Raw genomic sequence first — 16574 nt, forward strand, 5'->3', positions numbered from 1 at the left:
TGGTTACGGCTTTGGCAATTAACACTTAACCTTACTGGTTGCAAAAGGTTGTATCATTATAAACATTGACTCACGTACTTCTTTGGATCTGCCCAAAGCAGTGCTGCGCCATAAACACCTGAACTGTCGCCCAAAGCGGGCTTACATACCGGGGTAGTAAGCTTACCATTGTTAAAAATATATTTTTTTATACGCTCGTAACCTTCTGAATACAACAGGTCAATATTGCCAACACCTCCTCCGATGATTACAAGATCCGGATCCAGGATATTTAAGACCACCGATATTGCTTTGCCATAATTTTCCAGCAGGCGCTCCATGGTTGCAGACACAAATGGATCGGGATCATGCCGGTATTTCCGGTCAATCTCACTTAGCGACAGCTCCCCTGCGCTCAGCGAATGGTAATACGATTCAAGCGCCGGCCCTGAAATCACCCGTTCAACACAGCCGCGTTTACCACAATAACATTCCTCTCCGTTTTCCTCTAGCTCATTGTGCCCCCACTCTCCACCAAGCCCGTGTTTTCCACCGATGATCCTGTTGTTCACCACAATACCACCGCCTACTCCTGTACCTAGTATAACACCGAAAACAACATTTGCATTAGGGTGTTCCCGTCCCACCCCCATCACCGTTTCGGCAAGTGCAAAACAATTTGCATCATTTGCAAGCTTTACCGGCACACCAAGCACATGCTCAAGATCTTTGTGCATGGGCTCGCCATTCATGCAAACGGTATTGCAATTTTTCATCACCATGCTGTCTGGTTCAAGCACACCGGGCGTTGCAAATCCGATCTCCGAGGGCTGTTCACCAATCTCTTCTGCAATTTCGGTTACCAGTTTTTTAATCCGTTGCAACAAGTGCGCGTAACCTTTTGCTGACTCCGTAGCAATGCGACGGCGAACAATCGTATCGAGGTTTGCGTCCAGAATAGCGCATTCGATTTTTGTACCACCCAGGTCTACTCCCCACAACTTTTTGCCTTGCATATCGAAGATATTTTAGCGTATTGGTGCCCCTGCAAAAGTACAGTTATGCCAGCCGGGGCAAAAGTTATTGCGCTTCAAAAAAGGTTCACTGCTCCACCCATGTCCCTGATCTGAAAGCTTTTTTTATGGACCAAACATTTCCTATAAAGCAACTCCGGTTGCCCGTCCGAATGGCAAAGCCGGGCCGGCGTCGCACTCTTGTACATACTATCGCTTTGCAGCAATGGTCCTGCTGTAAATAGGTACAGAAGAACCATCCAACCAAATGGAAAAGCCTACACCCATCTTATACAGGTTTTCGATTGAAGTAATTGCTCATAAACAACAACTGGTATTGAATGGCATTTGTCCAGTATGGCCAGTTATGGCTACCGGGTCTGGTGGTATAATCGTGCGGAATGTTCCGGAGGAGCAGCTGCTCGTGTAACTGTTCGTTCACTTTATAAAAGAAATCTTCCGTACCGCATTCAATTGCAAGCGCAAGCGTATTTGGCGTAAGCAGGTGTAACATATTGATCACGGTATATTTTTCCCAACGCTCTGGTTGCTCGGCATACCTTCCAAGTCGTTTGAACATCTCCCAGTTGTTCGGAAAAGGTCTTATGTCTACCCCTCCGCTCATACTGCCGGCAGCTCCAAAAACATCCTGGTGGCGAAAGCTAAGGTACAGTGCTCCGTGACCGCCCATACTTAAACCGGTGATACCACGGCCGGTTCTCGCTTTTATTGTGCTGTACCGGCTGTCGACCCAGTTCACCAGTTCGCGGGATACATAGGTCTCATATTTAAAGGCAGTATCAGCCGGGCTATCCCAATACCAGCTACCAATACCACCATCCGGGCATACCACTATCAGGTCATAAACATCGGCAGCCTTTTCAAACCCACGTGCTTTCAATACCCAGTCGGCATAATTTCCACCATAGCCGTGTAACAGGTATACAACAGGGTATTGCTTTGTAGTGCTATAACCTGTAGGTGTAATGATCACCGCCTTGATATTCTTACGCATCGATGGGCTAAAGGTGACAAGAGTATCTACCGTTGCCGCGAAGGCTGGTGCTACCAGGTTCAACACAATCAAAAAAACAAGCAGCTTTATAATGCGCATAGTTTTCTTTTAAAATGGAACAGTATGGTTTTCCTTTATTCAAGCACCATCACAAACCCGCCGGCTGGCAAAACCGCTACCGTTTGTTTCGGGTTGCTTAAGCTTATACTGGTTTGTTTAAAAAGCTGGTTATCCCCGCTATCGGTAAACAAGGTTGCTTTCGATTTCTTGAACTGGGTTAAGTCTACCTGCATGTTCCGGTTTTCCTTTTCCGCATTAATCCCTGCAATGTACCACCGGTTTCCAGCCTTTCGTGCAAGCACAACGTTTTTACCCGGAAAGCCGGTCAGGAATTTAACGTCGTCCCAGGTATCAGGCAGCTCCTGCAAAAAGGTTTGGACAAAATCCGGCACATGCTCCATACCTGCAGGCGACTCAGCAAAGTGCTGAATGCCGGATAAAAAGAGGACAGATAAGGCTAGTTCAAATCCACTAGTCGTCTTTCGTTTTACCTGGGTTGGTATCCGGTAAAGATTCATAGGGGTAAAGTCCATCGGGTCAAAGGCATTTCTTGTAAAAGGAAGCATTGCACAATGGCTTGCCGCAGAGTCTGCATCCGCCTGGTTAAATGTGATCATTTCAAAACCACGCACAGCCTCCGTGGTTACCAGGTTTGGATAGGTACGACTCCAGCCCCTGGGCAGTGTTGCCCCATGAAAATTAACCATGAGCTTATGCGCCGCAGCATCTTGTAATATGTCGAGGTAATAACCGATCACCGACTGACCATCACCACCAAAGAAATCGATTTTAACTCCTTTGATCCCCAGCTCGTTTAAGCGGGTAAATTCTTTTACCCGGTCGGCATGGGTAAGCAACTTGTTTTTAGGTGTGTATTTAACCGTATTCCAGTCGCCGGCCGAATTGTACCAAAGTAACAATCCTACGTTTTTACCGGCTGCATATTCCGACAACTCCTTAATCCTGTCGTAGCCGATCTTACGGTCCCAGTCGGCATCCACAAGGCAGTATTGCCACTTCATTCTGGAGGCAAAATCAACATATCGCTTCTGCTCACTATAAACTATCGAGTCATCTTTAGACATGATCCAGCTCCAGGAAGATTTTCCTGGTTTTACAAACGAGGTCTCTGTAACAACCGAAGGTTTTGCCAGGTCGGTTCCAAGTGCCGACTCAATGATGGTGTTTAAACCACCAAGAGTAATCACCCGCCATGGCGAATAAAAAGGCAGCTGCGATACCGGTAACAAGCTGGCGTTTTTAATTACTTCCCGCGGATCAGGAAAAGCGACACTGTAAGTGCCACCCGCTGACTCGGACGAGAGCCTGCTTGCACAATAGCTACTATCCAAACCTGCTTCAGTGATCAATAGCCAGGTATCGTTTTGCCTGAACAGGGCCGGGTATACCCAACCTACACCTGTTGGCGATGGGGTACCTACCGGTATATCCTGCTGGTAATGCTCTTCGTAGGCCGGGTTTGTTTTTTCCCAACCGGTTTTCGACACCTGCATGGGTTGCAGCCATGCCCTCGCGCCGGCATCAAAACGGTATTCAGTTACTTCCCGTAAAACCTGCTGCCGGGTGGTTGTAGTACCTGCATTATAGTAGCGAAAGGCCAGGCCATCATTGGATACCTGGAAAATGATATCAAAGGGTTTTCCTGAAGCATTCTTCAGGTGGATGATCCGCCTGTTTGCCTGGTAGTTATTCTGTTTTCTTTTGCCGTGTACCATGTGGTAAACGTCACCTATCTTTTGAACTGGTGAGGTTGAATTAAGACTCATCGCGGTGGAAAAATCACCATCATCCCTTACGAGTCCAAGCCGTGATTGGGCAAGCAGGGGTTTGCCGGAGTAACGCACCTGGTAACCAGGTTCTCCGGTTTTGCTAATCGAAAATAGGACCTCGACTTTCTTATCCGGACTCAACACTTGTACGCCTGTCGATTGAGCAGATATGCCACCAATCAGCAACAGGCAGCAACAAGAAACCATAAACCTGTTTATTATCTTGTTCTTCATATTCAGCTTATCATGTTTAAAGAAGTAGGACAAACCCCTACAACCAATAGTGGTAGCCCTCCAAAAAAGTTTACCAATATCAGTAAACCGTTTTGCTTAGGCTGGCAAAAACCGAACGCTCCAAACGCCAGCTTACCATAGCGGTGAAGAATATACCGAAACATCATTGACGGTTGTAAACAAAGAATAATTCTTGCCCTGCCTGATCATTATGGGATCATGTGCAGGCGTTTGCCGTGTTGGCGTTATTGTACCAACGGCCAGTGGGGCAACTCGGCGCCTGGAGATGTTTGTTGGAACACTGGTTTGCGCAATGGCTAATGCAGTAAAACAAACAAAGAAAAGAAAGTACAAAAGTTTCATACGGCTCAATGGTTTACAGGTATATGGCGCCAGGTTAAAACTATGGATTATACACGCATCAGCAAAACTTCATAGAAATTGAACAGTAAACCCTTCGGGATATTAAAAGTCCTTTTTAAACCGCCTGAAGAGCTATAGCTGTATGTGGGATATTGATGGGCAGATAACAAAGCTGAATAAAGAGCATACCGTAGAAGTGAGTGACACCCCCGTCCGAACCGGTTCATCCGGGCGGGCGTCAGAACGGCCAGCCCGAAAGAATTCATTCTGGCGGGAGTTCATCCGGCGGGCAACGATGATGAGAAGAATTCCTCAAGCTGGCTCCAAAAAAAAGCACGGGTTAATTTGAGCAAGCGTGTTTTAAAACAGAATGATGCATTTGCTAATTTGCAGGCAGGATCAACAGCCGATAGGTTGCATTCAGTTGTGGAATGGTATAACCGCAAACCTTTAAACATTGGGTCCGCAATTTGCGGCGCTCGACTAAATCATCAGCAAATGAAAGAAATTGAAGACATTGTTGCTGCTTACCAAAAAGCTCAATCGTCGGGCCTGCGGTCGGCACTTGCAACAGTGGTTCATGTCGAAGGATCATCGTATCGCCGCCCCGGTGCAAGGATGCTGGTTACAGACGACGGGCGGCTGACCGGGGCAATTAGCGGGGGATGTCTTGAAGGCGATGCATTAAGAAAAGCGTTGCTGGCGATTTCGGAACAGCAAAATAAACTTGTTACTTACGATACCACAGATGAGGACGACGCCCGGTTTGGCGTACAGTTGGGATGCAACGGAATAGTACACATCTTATTCGAGCCTATTGATAATGCCCGGCCCAACAACCCCATTGCGCTACTTGAAAAAATCACGCAGCATCGGCATGAGGCAACCTTGCTGACCTTGTTTTCACTAAAGCGATCTCTACAGCTTCAACCAGGAACCGTATTGTTATACCAGGATGAAAACTTTATAAATGGGCATCCTCATGAGACTGGAAATGCATTGCTGCGGCCTATGGTACTACAGGTAGTAGAACAGCGTAAATCCCTGATTACAGACATTGTATATACCGGTGAGTCTTTCACGGGCCTGTTCGACTTTATTCAACCGCCGATTTCACTGGTGATCTTTGGTGCAGGAAACGACGCAATTCCTGTTGTTACTGCGGCAAATATACCCGGATGGCATACCACAATTATTGACGGGCGTGCGAGCCATGCCACAACAGCGCGTTTTCCGCATGCTAAAAAAGTTGTGGTAGCAAAAGCGAGTGATGCGCTCACAAACATTCACATCGACAACCGCACCGCCTTTGTTTTGATGACACACAATTTCAACTACGACCGGGATATTTTACAAGGCTTGTTGAAAAGCGGATGCAGGTATATCGGCATGCTTGGTCCGCTAAAAAAGCTTGAACGTATGCTTGCCGAGCTCGGTATTGATGAACCTGCAGACAAGTTCAGTTTGGCTAATGGGATTTATGGCCCGATTGGTTTGGATATCGGTGCGGAAACAGCTGAAGAAATTGCCCTGTCAATTGTTGCAGAGGTCATGGCGGTTTTCGAAGATGGGAAGGGTAAGTTTCTGCGGGAAAAACGAACCGCAATACATGAAAGAAACACAGAACCCATAGCTGGCCAGCCGTTTAAGTGAAGATTGCCCCTGTTAGCTTTGGAAAACAACCCGGCAAAACCTACCCAAATAAGCACTTTGCTAAACTTAATAACGAATGCATTTATGCTTTATCTTTAAAGGATAAACACTGAAGTGCAAAATTCGACCTGTCCGCACAGAGAGCATAACTCCATAAAAGGGTTTTTAATTTCATGTGCCTTACTGCTATTCTTTTGCCCTGGCAACAATGCCGGGCTTTATGCACAACTTTGCCCTCCGAACATCGATTTTGAGTCGTCCACCTTCGACAGGTGGACCTGCCATACCGGTTCAGTGGCTGCTGTGAGCGGACAGAATATCATCTCACTTACCCCTTCCGGTTCAGCGATCGCCGACAGGCATACCATGATGTCGGCTAATCCTGGTGACGGACTTGACCCATTTGGTGGTTTCCCGGTCAATTGCCCTAATGGCAGCGGGCACTCCATTAAGCTTGGCAATACCTCGGGCGGCGGTGAGGCAGAGGGCATTTCGTATACGTTTACTATTCCAGCAAACGAAAACGCTTATACCCTTATTTACAACTATGCGGTTGTTTTCCAGGATCCAAATCACCAGGAGAATGAACAACCCCGTATGGAGATAGAAATCACCAACGTAACAGATAATACGGTTATCAGCTGTGCCTCGTTCACGTTTCGGCCATATGGTACAACCCTGCCCGGGTTTAAGGTTTCGCCGAACCCCGGATCTAATACTCCTGTGCTTTATAAAGACTGGACTCCTGTTTCGATAAACCTTTCCGGTAATGCGGGCAAAACGATACGGCTCTTCTTCAAAACGGCGGATTGTACGTTTCGCCGCCATTTTGGATACGCCTATATTGATGTAAACTCTGAATGCAGCGGAACCTTTGTCGGGGCAACGTATTGTCGCGATGATACGGCAATCAATGTGTCGGGACCATACGGCTACCAGGGATACACCTGGTACAATAGCAACCTGAGCCAGGTACTTGGCAACCAGCAGGTGCTTACCCTGTCTCCGCCACCTGCTGCGGGTACCGTGGTAGCGGTAAAGCTGGTGCCTTATGCCGGCTATGGCTGTCCACAAACCTTATTCGCCCAATTAATCGACACGCTAACAGTTGTTTCAAATGCCGGTAAAGATGTGCTGTCGTGTAACCGAACCCCGGTGCAAGTCGGGGCACCTCCCAAGCCCGGGCTTGTTTATCGATGGCGACCGACCGCCGGGTTGAGTAATCCCAATATTGCCAACCCGCTCGCCAGTCCTGATAGTACTACCACGTATGTGCTCACCACCAACCATGATGGCGGGGGGTGCATCACTACCGATACCGTTGTTGTAAAAGCTTCTATCATAAACAACACGATACAACTGGCAGGAGTTGCTGATTACTGCCTGGGGAGGGGTGACAGCGCGGTATTACAAGTGGCCGCTGCAGACAGCATTCAATGGTATCGGGATAATGTTGCTATTCCGGGGGCGAGACAGCAGCGGTATAAAGTGCTTACTTCGGGAGCTTATTATGCCACGCTTCAGAATAGTGATGGCTGTAGTATTTCTACCCCGGTGCAACAGGTAAATATTGCCTCTATCCCCGCCTCCGGATTTGTACCACCGGATAATGCAAATCAATGCCTGGTAGGAAACAAGTTTGGATTTATCAACACCAGCACAAATAGCATAGGGCAAATGGAATACACCTGGTTAATGGGTGATGGCAGCCGTCAAACGAGTAGGGATATCAATTACAGTTACCCACGTGCAGGTGTATACAAGGTGAAGCTGATTGTAAGCAGCAATAAGGTTTGCGCAGACAGCACGGACTTTACTGTGCAGGTGTACCCAAATGCGATTGCCGACTTTTCTTTGCGTCCTGTTTGCGTTGACCTTCCGGCGCAGCCTGTAAATAATACTTCCGACACCCTTGGCTCGCCCGTCCAATATCTTTGGAACCTGGGTAATGGTCAAACATCTACTTTGCGTACCCCACCTGCACAGGTGTTTAAATTACCAGGCAATTACAGTATCAGCCTTTCGGTAAATACACCACAGTGCCCCACGCCACTGCATACGGTTAGGCAAACACTTGTTGTTGAGCGGCCCCGGAATGGGATAAGGTACCCAGATAAGTACGCTGTGATTAACCTTCCGTTACCCCTGGAGTCGCGCAACTTTGGTGATTCCATCTTGTGGACACCAGGGATAAGTCTGAACACGCGCACCAGTGACCGGCCCATGTTTACCGGAGCAAACGACCAGGCTTATGCGATAGCAATTAAAACAGCGGCAGGTTGCACCACTGTAGATTCATTGCAGGTAAAAACGGTTAAACAGGTGGAGATGTATGTGCCCACTGCATTTACCCCTAATAATGATGGCAGAAACGACTTTTTACACCCGGTTCTAATGGGTATAGTCCAGGTGCGTTACTTTAGGGTGTTCAATCGTTGGGGCGAGCTCGTGTACCAGATGCACTCGGACAGGCCGGGATGGGATGGTACGGTGAAGGGTGTTCCGCAACAATCGCAAACCGTGGTATGGGCTGCTGAAGGCATTGGGGTTGACGGTAAAACTTATACCCGAAAAGGTACAAGTGTCCTGATCCGTTAAGACTTAAAGTCCGTCATCTGCGCAAAACCCTCAAAGCAGGTATGTTATCGCCTGTTGAATCCTCCGGTACGCGGTGGGCTTGGCTTAGATCCACGCTCTTCCGCTTCTTTAACTACCAGGGGCTTTTTTCCCAGCGATAGATCATGAAGGCTTTCTATTGCATCAAGTGCCTCTTCTTTGTTTGGCATGTCAACAAAAGCAAAGCCTTTGCTTTTACCGGTTTCTTTGTCGATGGCTACCTTTGCAGAGGTAATCGTTCCAAACTTTTCAAATATTTCTGTAAGTTCCGCATCATCAAGATCGTATGGTAACCCCGCAACAAAAATTTTCATAGAAGTGTTTTAGCGAAAGTACATAACAAAAATGGCTATTCCTGTAACTGTATAACAAGTATTCAGCAAAATTGTTATTCATAGATTTTTCCACAGCGAGTTCCCCTTTTTTTCTAAAATCATCCAAATACTCAACACTCAATGCACTGATGCTAATACCTGGCATGTGGATGCAAACACTAGTGTTGACGCATGCACAACACCTCCCGATTTTAGCCTCCCAGGGGGATCCGGCGATCTTACCAATGCTGTTTAGGGATAAATACAGCTTCCATTTACCCCTACTTACTTCAGGTTTTATGATAATTAAATCTTTGTCTGTGCGGGCAGCACGATTCAATTCGGGTTGTACCCGACCGGTTTATCATCCTGTTCACCCCCCCCAACTCAAGTAAGAATACTGCTGCAAACATTAACGCAAACAGCTTTAAGGTGGCATCATTTTAGAAACAACACCTTCTGTTACCAATACAATTCACATTAAATCAAAGAAATATGAAAAAGATTACTGGTTTATGCCTGGTAATGGGAATCCTTTTTTCTTCCGGAGTGATTGCTCAACAAGACACGACCGTGGTTCAGGAAGTCAAGCAAGGTGCTAAAAACGCGGGTAAGGCGGTTGGTAAGGGGGCCAAAAGCGCAGGCAAAGCGGTAGGAAAGGGCGCAAAAAAGTTGGGCAATAAAACCGCTGAGGTTGCAAGCAAGGGCTTTTCAGAAGTAAAAGATAAAACGTATAAAGGTAAGACTGGGCCGGATGGACAAACGATCTATATCGACAAGCACTCGAAATACTATTGGGTGGATGAGAAAGGCGTTAAACAGTATGTTGCGGCAGATCAGCTAAAGGACAAAATGGATTAAAGGCGAACGCTTGTTGCTAACAGGATACATGTACAAAACTTAGAGCCGGTTACGCCGGCTTTTTGTTTTTTATACTGCCTACCGGCAGGGTTAGTTCAGATGTACTATCTTGATGTTTACTTTAAGGATCATTCATGAATCTTGTTTTAATCCAACAAAAAATTTTTGACATCCGCGAACAGCGTGTCATGCTCGACTACGACCTAGCTGTACTGTACGACGTAGAAACAAGGGTCCTTAACCAGGCAGTAAAACGGAACAAAACCCGTTTTCCGGCAGACTTCATGTTCAGGCTTACTTCCGAAGAATGGGCATGGGTGCGATCCCAAACCCTGATCGATGAAGAACAACTCTCCAACTCATCACAAAATGTGATGAGTCGGGGCCGCCACCGGGGTGCCACCTACCTTCCGTATGCATTTACCGAGCATGGCGTTACCATGCTGGCGAGTGTGCTGCGCAGCGAAAAGGCAGTAAAAATGAACATCGCAATTGTACGCGCCTTTATCGCACTTCGCCAACTTTCGCAGCAGTATAAAGAGCTGGCGGAAAAACTTGCCGAACTGGAGAAACATACCAATAAACAATTCACCGATATCTACGAAGCTTTAAACTTTCTTGTCGACAAAAAAAAGGAAGAAGAAGCCTTTGCTACACGGGAACGTATCGGTTTCAAAAAGTAATTTGATCAACCTGCATGGGCGACATATTAGGACGGGCATTAATGGACCAATATCTTGGTGATGACCCGGGCAAGCTGTGGATACACAATCGGTATGGTCGTAAAGAACGAATGCCGCTCAAAATTTACTTCAGGGAAGAAAAGAAAATGCCCACCCTCGAACTGCTGGCACTGGCAAGGTGTAAAGGCAAAGTGCTGGATGTTGGCGCCGGAGCCGGCAGCCATGCGCTTGTATTGAAGGACCGGGGCTATGACGTAACTGCACTGGATATTTCGCCTGGCGCATGTAAGTTGATGAAGATGCGGCAGGTGAAAAAAGTGGAACGGGCCGATATATTCCAATATGCAGGAGAACGCTACCAAACGATTTTGTTGCTGATGAATGGAATTGGATTAACCGGAACCCTTGACAACTTCAGCTTATTGCTAAAAACATTTAAAACCCTGCTTGTGGATGGGGGGCAACTGATTTTCGACTCCTCTGACGTGTCGTACCTGTATGAAGATCCTATGCCTGTCATGCAGCATTATTATGGCGAAATCGATTACCGTTACGAATACAAAAATGAGCTTACGAAATGGTTTAAGTGGCTTTATATCGATCGGTCCACCATGCAGAAAATAGCACGGTTAAATGGCTACAAAACCAGGATACTGTTTGAAGATGAATACGGTCAATACCTTACCCGCCTGACACTGGCAAAAGCTTAGGCCTCGCTAACTATAGCTTCGGTAGTATCGACCTCAACCGGGACAACGATATAGAAACAGGATTTCATCCCGTAATTTTCCCGGCTTCAGGTAATTCAATACTACATTTGCGGCGCCGGGGCCAAACCCGGTAATCATCATGAACCTTTCAACCAACCTTGGCAAATTAAGGGCAATCGGACTTGCAGAAGGCATCTCTCTGCTTGTTCTACTAGGTATTGCAATGCCATTAAAGTATATGGCCGGGAAGCCCGAAATGGTGAAGATTGTGGGCTGGCTCCATGGACTGCTTTTCGTTTTATTCAGCCTGGCTGTCGTTATCGTATATTTTCAAAAACGATGGCCATTCAAAAAACTGGTTCTCGCCTTTATTGCTGCCTTCGTGCCGTTTGGCACTTTCTTATTCGACAAATCTTTAAAACAAGAAGAGGCAAAGATGGGGTCCAGTCTATAAAGTTTACACTTAACCGATTGCCGCATAAAAATGCAACTTCAATTTTTAGCGGTCGGTTTTCCTCGCCTGTCAACTGCTCTTGCCTGTAAAAAGCTATAGACTTAGACTCATAAGCGTTTCTAACGCTAATATCCTTCAACGATTTGCTTGCTTAGTACTGCCAACACGCTATTGGTGTGGCATTGTTTTATTGACCAATTTATAAATTACGGCAATGGCTGAAACTAACACAACTGAAACGGATGTTTTGCTTATTGGAGCAGGCATTATGAGCGCGACGCTTGGAACAATTTTGAAACAATTGGAGCCCGGCATGACGATGCAGATTTTTGAAAGATTGGATAATGCTGCAGCCGAGAGTTCCGATGCCTGGAACAATGCAGGCACAGGGCACTCGGCCTTTTGTGAACTAAATTACACACCGCAAAAAGAAGACGGCAGCATTGATACTACCAAAGCGGTAAAGATTGCGGAGTCCTTTGAAGTGTCCAAACAATGGTGGACATACCTGCTTGAGCAGAACCTGATAGATGTGCCGGAAAGTTTTATCAAACCCATTCCGCATATGAGCTTTGTATGGGGCAATGAGAATGTACAATACCTGAGAAAACGTTATGAGGCACTTACCAGTTGTCACCTTTTCAGGGGAATGGAATATTCTGAAGACTTTGAAAAATTGCACGAGTGGATGCCATTGGTAATGAATGGGAGGGATCGCAATACCCCCGTGGCAGCCACCCGGATGGACATTGGTACTGATGTAAACTTTGGATCGCTCACCCGCTGCCTTTTTAAAATGCTAAGCAAGTCGAAAGGCGTTTCCCTACACTATAATCACGAAGTAAGAAGGCTTCGGCAGGACCGAAAGGGCCGGTGGCAGGTTCGGGTTCGCGATATCAACACCGGCGAAGTCAGAAAGGTGGTAGCGAAATTTGTATTCATTGGCGCAGGTGGCGGGGCCTTGCCCTTACTGTTAAAATCAGGTATTCCCGAAGGCAAGGGATTTGGTGGCTTCCCGGTGAGTGGCCAATGGCTGAGGTGCACAAACCCTGCGGTGATCGGGCAACATGATGCTAAGGTGTATGGCCTCGCTGCAGTGGGTTCTCCACCCATGTCGGTTCCTCACCTTGACAGTCGTTACATCAAAGGCAGGAAGGAATTGCTCTTCGGTCCGTACGCTGGTTTTACGACCAAGTTTTTGAAAGAAGGTTCCTTTTTCGACCTGATTAAGTCAATCCGGTTTTCAAACATCTACCCAATGCTTGCAGCAGGGGTCCGCAATATTCCGTTGACCCGTTACCTGATCAACCAGGTTCGTTTAACACCTGAATCAAGGCTCGACCTGTTAAGAGAATATGTGCCCTCGGCAAAACTTGAGGACTGGGCGCTGGAAGTAGCCGGACAACGGGTACAAGTGATTAAGAAAGACGAAGAAGAAGGTGGAATACTCGAATTTGGTACCGAGGTAGTAAGCGCAGCCGATGGCTCTCTTGCTTCATTGCTCGGTGCTTCGCCGGGTGCGTCTACAGCGGTGTCTATTATGTTAAGCCTGATTAAAAAATGCTTCACCGACAAATACACAACACCTGAGTGGCAATTGAAGTTAAAGAAAATGGTTCCTTCCTTCGGCGAATCTCTCGGTAGCAATGCTGAACTACTGCACAGGGTTCGGACACACAGTAACGAAGTTTTAGGTATTGATTAAGCACAAAGTAATACTGGTGAACCGCCTCAGAATTGCGGTGTTGAAATTGGTAGGTTATTTGATACTAATCCTCAAACAATCTGAAATGGAGAAACAACATCCTTCACTGGTTTTTTGTATTATTATGGACCTCCTTGGGTACGCAACTTTTGCTTTACCCGTGTTGGGAGAATTTGCTGATTTGGTGTGGGCACCAATCTCGGCATTCATGTTTTACAAAACCTTTGGTGGTGCCAAAGGTGCATTTGGCGCGGTGTTTAACTTTGCCGAGGAAATATTACCGTTTACGGATTTCATCCCTTCATTCACTATTATGTGGGTTTGGCAGTATGCTAATAAACTCCAGGGTTCGAAAGTGATGACCCGGCAAGCAGTATAAAACAGGATTTAATTAAACAATGGCCGTTTACGATCGTAAACGGCCATTGCATTTATATATGACGTCCAATGCTATTGCCCGACAAGGAAAACCGCATTACAAAACAGCAGTTTACCATTCTCCCAAAACAGTCTGAATAGTGGGTCATCTGCCAGGTATACTACGGAACCCGTTCCCAGTTCCTGCACACCAAAAACAAGTGCGTCCTTTAGCTTGTTTTTCACTTTCACGCCAGCAAATCCTGAAATATAGTTATCCTTTTTCAGGTAGCCCACGTTCCAACCCTGCTTGATAAATTCGTAAGCCGCAGCATCCTGCTTAAGCGTATAGTAGGTTTCCGGGTAGCCAAAAGCCAATGGGTGAGTGTTATCTAATTGCACACGGTATATCGCTCCCGGTATGCTCCCTGTAGCCAGGTCACGCTCCCGGTTTTCATACTGCCTAAGCAGCCCATAGTCAGTCTTCTCTTCTTCTTTATCTTCCCTTGCCTTTATATCCCAATCGCCCCCTGCCAATTGCTTAACAGCCTGCTCGAGTGCAATGATCTTGCCTCCCGTTCTTACAAATTCTTTGAGTTTATCTGTTGTCACCTTATCTGTAAGTGTCCGGTAGGTTCCGTCAGGAACGATCAGCACTGTAAAATCCCTCAGCGAGGCACGACCCAAATCTGCGGCATTAATCAGGGTTAACGGGTACTCGAGGCTTTGTTCAAACAAATGCCATATTTCGCCTGCAGAAAGGGAAGATACCTGTTCACCGGTCAGCATGGCTACTTTTGGCGCACGGATAAAGCGGACATCTGACGAACCTACATCCGGTCCCTTGTCCATAAAACCACTCTCGATGGGTTCGAGTTGAACAAATGAGCCTTCAACCATTTTGTTCAACACCTCCTGCAGCTTTGGAATGTTGCCTTTGTTCAGGATGATCAACGTTCCGCGCTCATACGCTTTTCCGCGATAGGTGAATGGCTTCTCCGAAAACCGTACTTTAATGTTATTGCTAAGCAGCCGCGAAAGGAATTTTGCTCCCTGGAACGATTGGTAATTTACCAGGTAGCCATAGGTTGAGGCACTCACTGGTTTTTGCGCTACAATGGAATCAACCTTTCGCATGGGAAGATTATCTTTTACGGCATAAGCATCTACGTCGTGTGCAAAAGGCAGCGACCACGCGGTAATGTCGTAAGTAAGTGAGTCCACCAGGGCACTTGATTGCTCCAACAGTACTTTGGCCATCACCGACCTTGGTTGAGCCGTACTGATTGCAAGGTGATACCTTTTTACTTCCGCACGTTCCTCCCGTCCTGTTCGATAGTTCAGGCCTTTAAACGATGGTGATGACAGTAAGCCATAAGCAATCCCGTTTTTCTGGAGCACATCTTCTACCCCGGCAAGTTTATCGCGGTTGTTGGTGGTAATAACATAGGTTTTGTTCGCATTACCTTTTCCCGCCCGGCTGTCGTCGAAGAACTTGCGGAATTCGTTTATTAGCCTGGCCCTGTTCTGCGATGCAACTTCAATAGTAGATAGGCCTGTTGTATAATGGTGTGTTAACCGGTCAAGCAAGGTGAGTGTATCCCCATTCTGCGTAATTACGCCAAGCCCGGCACGTCCACCTCCACCCTGCTCAAAAGTCATCCCGATTGAACCATTGTAAGTTGGATAGGTATCCCCGTAAGAGGGATAAAACAGGTCAAAACGTTCGCGGGTAAAGTACAACCAGCCATTGGCGTCAAAATACTTTGCATTGTTACGACCAATAGAAGTTTGAAACTCGCGTTGCCATGGAGTTATTACCTCGTGAAAGGGCTCTGCGGCCGGGGCAAAATAATAAGGTTGATTAAAGCTTTGTTCATGAAAATCGACGTGTACCTGCGGTAGCCATTGATTGTACTTTAGCAATCTTTGCTGCGATTCTACCTGGGTCTGCCATGCCCAGTCACGGTTAAGGTCGAAGTTATAGTGGTTTGTTCGTCCGCCCGGCCATGGTTCACTATGCTCCCTCGACTGGGAGTGCACATCAAGCGATTTTCCCACAACCGAGTTATACCAGTTCGCGTACCGGTCACGACCATCCGGGTTAAGGCATGGATCAATGATTACAACAGTGTTCCGGAGCCATTCTTTGGTTTGCGAATTTGCAGGATCCACCAATGCAAATAAGGTTTGCATGGCAGCCTCTGATGAAGAGGCCTCGTTGCCGTGTACGTTATAGCTTAGCCAGACGATTACGGGAGCATCAGCAGCTGCAGAACCGGGATTTGTGCTGGCAACAGCAAGATTATTCTGACGGATCGCTTCGAGATTTTTCAGGTTCTCAGGAGACGAAATATAGGTTAGCAGCAGTTCCCTGCCTTCATAGGTTTCACCATACTTTTCCAGCTTAACCACGTCGGATTTTGCTTGTGCAACCGAGTGGAAATAGTTTACAATTTTATAGTGCGGCGTGAACTTACTGCCAAGCGGGTACCCCAGGAATTGCGTGGGGGTCTGCACCGATTGGGCATGAATCATCGGAAAGCAAAATAACGCCAGGAGTACAAGCGTACAAGAACACAATAGTTTTCCGGAAGAAAAAAGGCGATACATGGGTAACTAGGATTTTGCTGATGTAAACAGGATCATCAGTATGGCACAGAGCAAAAAGGGGCTCAGCAGCCACTGATGACTGAAGATATGATGTTGGCAAACAATTAAAAAAATGATTGGCTTTCAGTTCTGGTTGGCCTGCTCCGTAAACAAC

Annotated in this window: 14 protein-coding genes; 8 read left to right on the plus strand and 6 right to left on the minus strand. The window is 46.8% G+C overall.

Annotation, left to right across the window (positions count from 1 at the left end; genetic code table 11):
* Positions 1-56: 56 nt before the first annotated feature.
* From EXU57_RS15525 to EXU57_RS15540, 4 genes are all read right to left on the minus strand, one after another.
* Complete coding sequence (locus EXU57_RS15525) at positions 57-995, minus strand: ROK family protein (protein ID WP_133269144.1); 939 nt, start codon at positions 993-995, stop codon at positions 57-59.
* 286 nt (positions 996-1281) lie between these two features.
* Positions 1282-2106 carry an alpha/beta hydrolase gene (locus tag EXU57_RS15530; protein ID WP_133269145.1) on the minus strand — a complete coding sequence of 275 codons (825 nt, stop codon included), beginning with the start codon at positions 2104-2106 and terminating at the stop codon, positions 1282-1284.
* A 35-nt stretch (positions 2107-2141) separates the two neighbouring features.
* The gene (locus EXU57_RS15535; protein WP_243745614.1) at positions 2142-4091 is read right to left on the minus strand and encodes a glycoside hydrolase family 97 protein; all 1950 of its coding nucleotides are present in this window, start codon (positions 4089-4091) and stop codon (positions 2142-2144) included.
* A gap of 132 nt (positions 4092-4223) precedes the next feature.
* Positions 4224-4454 (minus strand): hypothetical protein, encoded by a 231-nt coding sequence (locus EXU57_RS15540; RefSeq protein WP_133269146.1) that lies wholly within the window; start codon positions 4452-4454, stop codon positions 4224-4226.
* Between the two features lie 498 nt (positions 4455-4952).
* On the opposite strand from EXU57_RS15540, the gene EXU57_RS15545 reads away from it, so the two are divergent.
* On the plus strand, positions 4953-6107 hold the full coding sequence (locus EXU57_RS15545) for an XdhC family protein (RefSeq protein WP_133269147.1): 1155 nt from the start codon (positions 4953-4955) through the stop codon (positions 6105-6107).
* Between the two features lie 114 nt (positions 6108-6221).
* On the plus strand, positions 6222-8705 hold the full coding sequence (locus EXU57_RS15550) for a PKD domain-containing protein (protein ID WP_133269148.1): 2484 nt from the start codon (positions 6222-6224) through the stop codon (positions 8703-8705).
* A gap of 44 nt (positions 8706-8749) precedes the next feature.
* Here EXU57_RS15550 and EXU57_RS15555 read toward each other — a convergent pair whose 3' ends face one another.
* Positions 8750-9037, minus strand: coding sequence for an RNA recognition motif domain-containing protein (locus EXU57_RS15555; RefSeq protein WP_133269149.1), 288 nt, complete (start codon positions 9035-9037; stop codon positions 8750-8752).
* 495 nt (positions 9038-9532) lie between these two features.
* On the opposite strand from EXU57_RS15555, the gene EXU57_RS15560 reads away from it, so the two are divergent.
* The 6 genes from EXU57_RS15560 to EXU57_RS15585 all read left to right on the plus strand — a co-directional run bounded on the left by EXU57_RS15560 (position 9533) and on the right by EXU57_RS15585 (position 13829).
* Positions 9533-9898, plus strand: a complete 366-nt coding sequence (locus EXU57_RS15560; RefSeq protein WP_133269150.1) for a hypothetical protein — start codon at positions 9533-9535, stop codon at positions 9896-9898.
* Positions 9899-10032: 134 nt separating this feature from the next.
* On the plus strand, positions 10033-10581 hold the full coding sequence (locus EXU57_RS15565; protein ID WP_133269151.1) for an ORF6N domain-containing protein: 549 nt from the start codon (positions 10033-10035) through the stop codon (positions 10579-10581).
* Positions 10582-10595: 14 nt separating this feature from the next.
* The gene (locus EXU57_RS15570) at positions 10596-11291 is read left to right on the plus strand and encodes a class I SAM-dependent methyltransferase (protein ID WP_133269152.1); all 696 of its coding nucleotides are present in this window, start codon (positions 10596-10598) and stop codon (positions 11289-11291) included.
* Positions 11292-11430: 139 nt separating this feature from the next.
* On the plus strand, positions 11431-11745 hold the full coding sequence (locus tag EXU57_RS15575) for a DUF3817 domain-containing protein (protein WP_133269153.1): 315 nt from the start codon (positions 11431-11433) through the stop codon (positions 11743-11745).
* Positions 11746-11959: 214 nt separating this feature from the next.
* Positions 11960-13450 (plus strand): malate:quinone oxidoreductase, encoded by a 1491-nt coding sequence (locus EXU57_RS15580; RefSeq protein ID WP_133269154.1) that lies wholly within the window; start codon positions 11960-11962, stop codon positions 13448-13450.
* Positions 13451-13535: 85 nt separating this feature from the next.
* A complete protein-coding gene (locus EXU57_RS15585; protein WP_133269155.1) occupies positions 13536-13829 on the plus strand; it encodes a hypothetical protein in 294 nt (97 codons plus the stop codon).
* Positions 13830-13900: 71 nt separating this feature from the next.
* Here the strand turns inward: EXU57_RS15585 and EXU57_RS15590 are convergent, their stop codons facing one another.
* Entirely contained in the window at positions 13901-16345 is a 2445-nt protein-coding gene (locus EXU57_RS15590; protein WP_243745615.1) for a M14 metallopeptidase family protein, read from the minus strand.
* Positions 16346-16574: the final 229 nt, after the last annotated feature.

The sequence above is a fragment of the Segetibacter sp. 3557_3 genome (genome assembly GCF_004354985.1).
Lineage (GTDB): Bacteria > Bacteroidota > Bacteroidia > Chitinophagales > Chitinophagaceae > Segetibacter.

Excerpts from the sequence above, each read along its gene's own strand:
- EXU57_RS15590 (WP_243745615.1), bottom strand. The coding sequence starts at position 16,345 with ATGATTCATGCCCAATCGGTGCAGACCCCCACGCAATTCCTGGGGTAC.
- EXU57_RS15525 (WP_133269144.1), bottom strand. The coding sequence starts at position 995 with ATGCAAGGCAAAAAGTTGTGGGGAGTAGACCTGGGTGGTACAAAAATC.
- EXU57_RS15540 (WP_133269146.1), bottom strand. The coding sequence starts at position 4,454 with ATGAAACTTTTGTACTTTCTTTTCTTTGTTTGTTTTACTGCATTAGCC.
- EXU57_RS15580 (WP_133269154.1), top strand. The coding sequence starts at position 11,960 with ATGGCTGAAACTAACACAACTGAAACGGATGTTTTGCTTATTGGAGCA.
- EXU57_RS15565 (WP_133269151.1), top strand. The coding sequence starts at position 10,033 with ATGAATCTTGTTTTAATCCAACAAAAAATTTTTGACATCCGCGAACAG.
- EXU57_RS15545 (WP_133269147.1), top strand. The coding sequence starts at position 4,953 with ATGAAAGAAATTGAAGACATTGTTGCTGCTTACCAAAAAGCTCAATCG.
- EXU57_RS15575 (WP_133269153.1), top strand. The coding sequence starts at position 11,431 with ATGAACCTTTCAACCAACCTTGGCAAATTAAGGGCAATCGGACTTGCA.
- EXU57_RS15560 (WP_133269150.1), top strand. The coding sequence starts at position 9,533 with ATGAAAAAGATTACTGGTTTATGCCTGGTAATGGGAATCCTTTTTTCT.
- EXU57_RS15530 (WP_133269145.1), bottom strand. The coding sequence starts at position 2,106 with ATGCGCATTATAAAGCTGCTTGTTTTTTTGATTGTGTTGAACCTGGTA.
- EXU57_RS15585 (WP_133269155.1), top strand. The coding sequence starts at position 13,536 with ATGGAGAAACAACATCCTTCACTGGTTTTTTGTATTATTATGGACCTC.
- EXU57_RS15555 (WP_133269149.1), bottom strand. The coding sequence starts at position 9,037 with ATGAAAATTTTTGTTGCGGGGTTACCATACGATCTTGATGATGCGGAA.
- EXU57_RS15570 (WP_133269152.1), top strand. The coding sequence starts at position 10,596 with ATGGGCGACATATTAGGACGGGCATTAATGGACCAATATCTTGGTGAT.
- EXU57_RS15535 (WP_243745614.1), bottom strand. The coding sequence starts at position 4,091 with ATGAAGAACAAGATAATAAACAGGTTTATGGTTTCTTGTTGCTGCCTG.